This window comes from Lentzea alba, from assembly GCF_047445655.1.
GTDB lineage: Bacteria > Actinomycetota > Actinomycetes > Mycobacteriales > Pseudonocardiaceae > Lentzea > Lentzea alba_A.
The window spans coordinates 20,981-29,123 of record NZ_JAJAEG010000041.1 but is presented as its reverse complement, the minus strand read 5'-3'; the positions used below and the strand labels follow the sequence as shown (position 1 = coordinate 29,123).

Annotated in this window: 5 protein-coding genes; 2 read left to right on the top strand and 3 right to left on the bottom strand. The window is 69.4% G+C overall.

What is annotated here, in order from left to right; translation table 11 throughout:
• Positions 1 to 37: 37 nt before the first annotated feature.
• A complete protein-coding gene (locus LFM09_RS43515) occupies positions 38 to 796 on the bottom strand; it encodes an ABC transporter permease (protein ID WP_414102486.1) in 759 nt (252 codons plus the stop codon).
• The gene (locus LFM09_RS43510) at positions 793 to 1,722 is read right to left on the bottom strand and encodes an ABC transporter ATP-binding protein (RefSeq protein ID WP_414102485.1); all 930 of its coding nucleotides are present in this window, start codon (positions 1,720 to 1,722) and stop codon (positions 793 to 795) included. The genes LFM09_RS43515 and LFM09_RS43510 overlap by 4 nt, the downstream gene beginning before the upstream one ends.
• Before the next feature lie 177 nt (positions 1,723 to 1,899).
• Here LFM09_RS43510 and LFM09_RS43505 point away from each other — a divergent pair, with 177 nt between their 5' ends.
• Positions 1,900 to 2,472 (top strand): DUF998 domain-containing protein, encoded by a 573-nt coding sequence (locus LFM09_RS43505; RefSeq protein ID WP_414102484.1) that lies wholly within the window; start codon positions 1,900 to 1,902, stop codon positions 2,470 to 2,472.
• Positions 2,469 to 4,454, top strand: coding sequence for a glycosyltransferase (locus tag LFM09_RS43500; protein WP_414102483.1), 1,986 nt, complete (start codon positions 2,469 to 2,471; stop codon positions 4,452 to 4,454). Before LFM09_RS43505 ends, LFM09_RS43500 begins: the two co-directional genes overlap by 4 nt.
• On the opposite strand, the gene LFM09_RS43495 is transcribed toward LFM09_RS43500, so the two are convergent.
• Entirely contained in the window at positions 4,435 to 8,094 is a 3,660-nt protein-coding gene (locus LFM09_RS43495) for a patatin-like protein (RefSeq protein ID WP_414102482.1), read from the bottom strand. The genes LFM09_RS43500 and LFM09_RS43495 overlap by 20 nt on opposite strands.
• Between the last annotated feature and the right edge of the window lie 49 nt (positions 8,095 to 8,143).

The following is an 8,143-nucleotide window of genomic DNA, read 5'->3' as shown; positions in this document are numbered from 1 at the left end:
GTTGTGGTCGCTGGGGCGACCACAACCACTCACGACCTCAGGTGAGACGGGTCGTCCGGGTAGCAAGTGCCCCGGCCACAACACCCCAGGCCACGAGCACTGCGACCGGGCCCACACCCGGCGCCGTGCCGTGCACCACAGAAGTCTCCAACGCCTGCGCGAGCGCAGCCGACGGCAACAGGTGCACGAACCCGACGGGCACGGACAGCGCCACACCGCCGACCATCAGCAGCACGAACCAGATGATGTTCGCCAGCGCCAGCACGATCTCCGCGCGCAACGCCCCGCCCAGCAGCACGCCCAGCGCACCGAACGTCAGCGTGCCCAGCACGATCAGCGCAACGACCCACGGCAAGCCGGCGAGCGGAAAACGCCATCCCAGGAACAACGCCGTGATCGCCAGCAACGCGATCTGGATCGCCACGACGACCAAAGCACCGCAGACCCGTCCGGCGACCAGCAGCCACCGCGGCAGCGCGGAAGCCGAAAGCCGCTTCAGCACGCCATAACGCCGGTCGAAGCCCAAAGCGATGGCCTGCCCGGTGAACGCGGAGGAAATGATCGCCAGCGCGAAGATCCGCGCCGTGGCCGAACCGACGCGCGGCTCCGGCATCGGGATCACCGACATCAACGACAGCGCGACCAGCAACGCCAGCGGGATGATCACCGTCAGCAGGATCTGCTCGCCGTTGCGAAGGGTCAGCATCGCCTCGGTGCGGGCGTGCACGAACAGCATGCGCGGCAACGACCCGCGGCCGGGCGCGGGCTTGAACGTGCCGGGAGCGAAGGTGGTCACGAACGCAGCTCCCTGCCGGTCAGCTCCAGGAAAACGTCTTCGAGACTGCGCTTGGCCACGGTCAGCTCCTCGGCCAGCACACCCTGCTGCGCGCACCACGACGTGACGGTCGAGACGACCTGCGGGTCGATCAGACCCTCCACGACGTACGCGCCCCGCGTCGCCTCGCGCACCTTCAACCCCTCGGGCAGTGCGGCGGACAGCAACGACGTGTCGAGCCCCGGTCGGGCCCGGAACCGCAGCTGCTGGTCGTCGGGCCGGTTCGCGGTCAGCTCGGCCGGCGAACCCTGCGCGACGACCCGGCCCTCGTCGATGATCACGACCTGGTCGGCGAGCGCTTCGGCCTCGTCCATGAGGTGCGTCGTCAGCAGCACGGACACACCGTCGTCCTTCAACGCGCCGACGAGGTCCCACACGAGTCGGCGTGCCTGCGGGTCCATGCCCGCGGTCGGCTCGTCCAGGAACACGAGCTCAGGGCGTCCGATCAGGGCGCACGCCAACGACAACCGCTGCTGCTGACCGCCGGACAACCGCTTGTACGGGGTGCGGACAGAACCGGAGAGCCCGAGGACCTCGATCAGCCACTTGGGATCCAACGGGTTCGCCGCGCACGCCGCCACCAGGTTCAGCATCTCCTCGGCACGGATGCCGGGATAACCGCCACCACCCTGTGGCATCACGCCGATGCGCGGCCGCAGCGCTTCATCTCCAGGCGCGAGGCCGAGCACGCGCACGCGGCCGTCGTCCGCCGAGCGGAACCCCTCGCAGATCTCGACCGTCGTCGTCTTGCCCGCGCCGTTGGGCCCGAGCAGGGCGAGAACGGTGCCGGGCTGCTGAACGAGGTCGAGGCCGTCAACGGCGGTCTTCGAGCCGTACCTCTTGACCAGCCCCGACACTTCCACCGCAGGCTGGGGATTCGGGCTCACGAACACGCAGCCTAGGCGGTCAGGCCAATCCGCCCGAACGTGGGTCTCGCGGCCGTTTGCTGAAGGACGGCTGAAAAAGGTGGGGCTGTCCCTACCCCGGGGAGTCAGGGACACCTCAGGGTTTGCTCGGGGGAGTTCCCCATTGGTTGATCAACGAGATCACAAGAGACTTTTGACGTGCTCGAGACGGGGGCTAATAGACGGGGACTGGTGGTCGGGGGACTGGTGTTCTCACTGGTTCCGATTTTCTACCTGCATGTCGTGTCGGCAGGGCAGCTGAACCCGATCACCGACGTGATCAGCGACTACGTGTTCGTCCGCAACGGCACGGGCTGGCTGGCCGCGACCTCGCTGACGCTCGCGATCGTGAGCGCTGTTCTCGCGGTCAGCATGCGCGGTGTGGGCAGGTCAGCGCAGTGGCTGATGGGGACGTGGGCGGCGGGCCTGACCGTCGCGACGATCTTCCCGACCGACCCGACCGGCGATCCGACCTCGATCTCCGGCTACATCCACCGGTACGCGGGCGCCGTCATGTTCGTGGCGTTGCCGGCCGCCGGTCTGCTCATCGCACGAAGATTTCCGGCCCTGCTGGGTATCGCAATAACGGCGAGCGTCTCCAGTGCGGCTTTTCTGGTCAGTCATGTTTCGTTCGGCGAATTTTCAGCTCGTGGCCTTACGGAACGGGTTTTGTTCGCATCGCTGTACGGACTCCTGTTCGCCATCGCAGCCCAAGTGAGGCGCAAGACATGACAGTGCTGGCCATCACGCTCGCCGTGTTCGGCGCCGTGTGCTTCGCGCTCGCGGCACGCCTGCAGCACGACGCGGTCGCCGAGACCGGGGCCCGCGCGAGTGTCCTGCGGCAACCTCGCTGGCTCGGCGGGCTCGCGTTGCTGATCGCCGGTGCCGGGGTGCACGCGGCCGCGCTCGGCATGGCTCCGTTGACCGTCGTCCAGCCGATCGGCGTGCTCGCGATCGGGATGACCGCGTTGCTGGACCGTCGTTTCCGCGAGCTTCCGGCGATCTTGCTCACCACCGTGGGCGTCGGTGCGTTCGTGTTCCTGGCGTCCGGCAGTGCGACTGCGACCCAGATCGCACCGGATGCCGAGCTCACGGCCGGTCTGGTGGTTCTCGGCGTGATCGCGGTGCCTGGGGTGATCGCGGCCGTCACGTCGAACGCGCGCATCCGTGCCGTGGCGTTCGCATCAGCCGGTGGTGTCGCGTACGGGTACGTGTCCGTCCTCATGCGCGCCGTGTCGCAGTCGGTGCAGCAGGGCGGGTTCGGGCTCTCGCACCTGGCGTCCGTGCTCGGCATCGCCGTGTCGCTCGCCGTCGGTGGCTGGCTGGTCCAGCACGCCTACGCGGGCGGACCTCCTCATCTCGCCGTCGCCTGCCTGACCGTGGTGGATCCACTGGTCGCGGTCGGTCTCGGCGCCTTCCTGCTCGGCGAGGCGGCGCACCTGTCCGTTGTGACCGGTGCCGCGCTGTTCGCCTGCGCTCTCGCCGCTGTTTGCGGCGTGTTCGCACTTGCTCGTCAACCTCGTGAAAACCTTCGAACGGAGCTTCCCGTGAACACCTCCAGCGCGCTGCGCGTCGTCATCGCCGCCGACACGTTCCCGCCGGACGTCAACGGTGCCGCGCGCTTCGCGCAGCGCCTGGCGGTCGGCCTGGCTTCGCGGGGCCACGACGTCCACGTCATCGCCCCGGACTCGCCGAAGGCCACCGAGATCGAGGGCGTGACGGTCCACCGCCTGCGATCGCACCGGCTGCCCTTCTACCCGGACTTCCGCTTCTGCCTGCCGTGGCAGGCCTCGAAGGAGGCCGACGAGCTGATCAGGTCGTTGAAGCCGGACGTCGTGCACGTCCAGGCGCACTTCGTGGTGGGCCGGTTCGTCCTGAACTCGGCGGTTGCTCAGGGGATACCGACACTCGCCACGAACCACTTCATGCCGGAGAACCTGTTCAGCCACGCGCACGTGCCGTCGTTCCTGCAGGGGATGGCCCGCAGGTTCGCCTACCGCGACCTGGCGCGGGTGTTCGGCCGGGCCGACCTGGTCACCGCGCCGACGCCGCGGGCCGTGCAGCTGTTGCACGAGAGCGGTTTCCCCGAACGCGCGGTGCCCGTCTCGTGCGGCATCGACATCGCCCGCTACCAGCGCTCGGTAACGCACAACGACCGTCCCACGGCGTTGTTCGTCGGGCGGCTGGACGAGGAGAAGCGCGTCGACGAGTTCCTCCGGGCGCTCGCGAGGGTTCCCGGCGCGTTCGGTGAGATCGTCGGTGACGGCACCTGCAAGGCCGAGTGGGAGCTGCTGGCCCGCGACCTGCAGATCACGGACCGCGTGCGGTTCCACGGGTTCGTGTCCGAGGACGAGCTGCTCGACGCCTACGCCCGTGCGGACCTGTTCGTGATGCCCGGTGTCGCCGAGCTGCAGAGCCTCGCCACGATGGAGGCGATGGCCGCGGGCAAGCCGGTGATCGCCGCCAACGCCATGGCGCTGCCGCACCTCGTGCACCACGGCCGCAACGGCTGGCTGTTCGAGCCGGGTGACGTGAACCAGCTGGCCCAGCGGCTGCACACGCTGGTCCACGACGAGCCGATGCGGGCGCGGATGGGCGCCGCCAGCAGTGAGATCATCTCGCACCACGCGCTGGCGGCGACCCTGGAGCGCTTCGAGGGCCTCTACGCGCGAGCGATGGGCCGCACCGCGCCGGTCATCGCGCTGGCGGCCTGAGCTTCGCCTCGATCCGTTGCGCGACAACGAGTCCGGTGTGGGAGAGGGTGAGCTTCGAGGGGTGCTCGCCCTCTCCCTTCACGAGGAACCGGTACAGCGAGGCGTGGCCCTCCAACCGTTCGTGCAACGTCTCCGCGATGTCGCAGCCGTCCGGGTAGATCGCCAGGATCGCCTCGTCCACCAACTGGCGACGGATCCTGCGGCGTTCCACCCTCGGCACGTACCAGGACGTGATCAGCAGCAACGTCAGGCCGAACGCCAGCGCCGTGCCGATCACCGCCTGCCAGCCCCACCCGGAGGGTCCGACGATCAGCAGGACGTCGGCGATCGCGAGGTAGCCGATGCCGTAGACCACGGCCCAGCCCGCCGTCGCGGCAGCCGGTGGCTCGGCCCGTTCCGTGCCCCAGACGCCCTCGACCCGGCGCCAGCGCTGCAGCGACTTGCCGCCGCTCAACGCCATCCAGATCCCGAACACTCCACAAAGGAGCGAGACGGGGATCACGAGCCACTGCTTGGTGTGCAGCTCGAACTCCCACGCCGCCCAGACCAGACCGGCCGCCGCCAGTGCCACAGCGGCCTGCTTCCAGCGGCGCTCGATGATCTGCAACGGCTTGAAGTCGGCCAGCACCGCCAACGGCGTGCGGATCGGCGCCGGTAGCGAGCCCAGGACGAGCAACGCCGTGACGACCAGTGCCACGCCGCCCACCGTGACCGTGCCGGTGGTGAGCTGCGACCGGTCGTCCGGCAGCCGGTCGACGGCTATGGCCGCCAACGGGATCACCGGTGACAGCAGTACGAGCCCGTGCAGCAGGGTGCCGGAACGCAGTGCCGCGTAACCGAAAGCTGCGAGCAGACTGGCCGCACCGATCGCGGCGCCCGGACCGGCCGCCCACGTCGGCAGCACGCCGAACAGCGCCATGACGACCAGCGCGCCGCCGACCGCGAGACCCAGCAGTCCGAGGAACTGGGCGAGGTTCCCGCCTCTGGTCAGGCCGGTGATCGTCCAGTAGGGGAGCAGTGCGGCCCCTCGCACGACTCGGGTCACGGGCCGGACCGCGGCGAGCCCCGACCGTTCGGAGTCGGCGACCGTGACCGCGACGGCCGCGGCGGTGGCGGCCGTGCGGATCATCTGGTCCGACGCGGCCTCCTGGGTCAGCGGCTCCCGGCCGATGCCCGCGCGGTCAAAGGCGCTGAGCGCGGACATGCCGAGCGAGACCGTGTGCTCCTCCGGGTATTCGAGGCGCCGCAACAGGTCCGCGTGCTCTTCGAGGAACAGCTCGCCGCGTGAACGAGCGTCCGCGCCGTCGCCGCGGTCGGCGATGATCGCAGCCTTCAGCCGGGGGAGCTCCTCGCAGATGATCCGCCAGTGCAGGCCCCACGAGGCCAGCTCGGCGAGCTTCGTCGACGACGGCGACAGCTCGCCGTCCGCCTCGTAGAGACCGGTCAGCTCCTTCTTGGCCTCCTCGGCGCAGGCGGCGACCCGCACCGGCAGCTCCGGCCCGAACATGGCCTCGATGACGGTGTTGACGACGGCTTCGGCGCGTTCTTCTGGGGTGCGCTGATCGCCTTCGGGCCGGCCCAGCTGGTCCATCCTGCGCAGCCGGCGCGGGTCGAACAGCACCCGGCACAGCATCGTGGCGCCGTCGAGCCGGCCCCAGATCCAGTCGTTGACCCGCCACGACCGCTTGAGGAATCCGGAGAACCGCGACAGCGACGCCCCGCCGGCCTTGTCGTCCGCGGTGATCGACTGCTGCGCGAACGCGTTGCGCGTCTGCAGCGAGACCTGCACCAGTTCGACGGCCGTGTCCAACCCTGTCGACGCGTCGTCGGACAGGCACGTGCCGGATACTTCGAGGGCCAGGAGGCGGCTCAGCCAGCGTTCGGCGTCGGTCAGCCCGGCTTCCTGCTTCGTGGGCTTCGCTTCGAGCAGCGCGTGCCAGCAGTAGAGGCCGCCGAGCTTGAGCCGGTGCTCGTCGAGCTCGCCCATCACCTGCTGGGCCTCGCCGACGATCCGGCCGATCTCGGCGACCTGCGCCTTGACCTTCTGCCCGAGCTCGCCGTCGATCATCTTCTCGTGGTAGCTCGCGAGCCTGCCCGTCCAGTACCCCTCGCCGAGCGAGTCGGACGGCTTCCACGCGAACAGTTCCGCGCGGAGCCTCCTGAGTTCGGCGCGGACCTGGTGGAGCTCCCGGCGGGACTTGGCGATCTCGTCGGCCTTGCCGTCCGGCGCGACCCAGACGAGCCGCTTGAGCAGGTCGAGTGCCGACGCGCCGAGGCGTTCGGCCATCGTGATGCCCCACTCCCAGCCCAGGTCCTCGCGGCACACGGTGCTCGGCAGCTTCACGCCCGGCACGTACGGCAGCACGCCGTGCTTCTTCTTCCACTTGCGCTGCGCCGTCTCCGCGGCCCGGCGCGCCCGTTCGAACGACCAGTTGGCCGGATTCCCCTTGGGCAGCGCGAACTGCTGCGCGGTGATCTGCCGCGCGGCCAGCCGGATCTCGACGTCCTCGTAGTGCCCGAAGAGCTTGTCCGCCAACGAGTACACCTCGTCGACCACGTTCACACCGCTGGCGTGCAGGCGTTCCAGCAGCGACATCCGGCTGCCCCTGCTGCTCGCCGCGCGCCGGTTGTGCTCCTCGATCTTCTCGACGTACGTGCGGTTGGCCTGGCTGGACATCGCGCTCAGCAGCTTGGCGCCGGAGCTGACCGTGGTGAGGCCCTTGTCGATGGTGTCGGCCTGAGGTTCGGAGCCCAGCGGCTCGGCGTGCGGGAAGACCAGCAGCATGACCCGGCGCACCGGCCCGTCCGCGGGCATGCGGTCGATCGCTTCCAACGCTTCGCGCGTCGGCGTGTTGACCAGCACGCCGCCGTCGACGGCGAACCTGCTGCGGTCGCCCCCGTTGGCCCAGCTGGCGACGTCCGCCATGTCCGGGCGGTCCGGACTCGCCTGACCGCCCACCGGGATGAAGCTCGGCTCGAACGCGAACGGGAAGCTGGCGGAGCTTCTCGCCGCGAGTGCCAGCTGCATGACTCGGTCGTTGAGCTTCTCGGGCGTGAAGTCGTCCCTGGTGTCCTCGCTGACCCAGTCGTAGGGGTCGCGGCGGAACGAGAACGAACCCTGGTGCACCGACTGGGTCAGCGGCTGGCCGAGGTCGTCGTAGGTGATGGTCGGTACGCCGCCCAGCAGCGTGGTCGTGATGCGCAGGTCGATCGGGCGCTCGTAGGCCTCGGTGGGCTCGAAGTCGCTCGTCAGCCTGGCCAGCGCCTCCTGCAGTCTCGGCAGGAAGAACTCGTCGCCCTTGAGCAAGCTGGCCGGCTCACCCCGGAAAGGTGTCCGCAGCAGCTGTTCCATCCGCCCCTGCTCGGCCCACAGGTCACGCAGTCTGCTCAGATCCGCCTGCTTGTTGACCTGCGACAACGCCAGCGCGGCTCCGTTGATGCCACCCGCCGACGTGCCGGCGATGACGTCCGCCCGCGCGCTGCAGCCCACGAGGTCCAGCAGCGGCTGATACGTCGTTCCGGCCCTGGTCAACCGGTCCAGCTCGAGCACGACGCCGCCCATCCAGACGGCGAGGCTGACACCGCCGTTGAGCACGACGGCGAACCGGACCTCTTCCCGCGACATGGGTTGCTCGGTCATGCCGCACCACCCCCTCCGGCTTCGATCTTCCCCTGAGTAGTTACTCGTC

Excerpts from the sequence above, each read along its gene's own strand:
- LFM09_RS43495 (WP_414102482.1), bottom strand. The coding sequence starts at position 8,094 with ATGACCGAGCAACCCATGTCGCGGGAAGAGGTCCGGTTCGCCGTCGTG.
- LFM09_RS43500 (WP_414102483.1), top strand. The coding sequence starts at position 2,469 with ATGACAGTGCTGGCCATCACGCTCGCCGTGTTCGGCGCCGTGTGCTTC.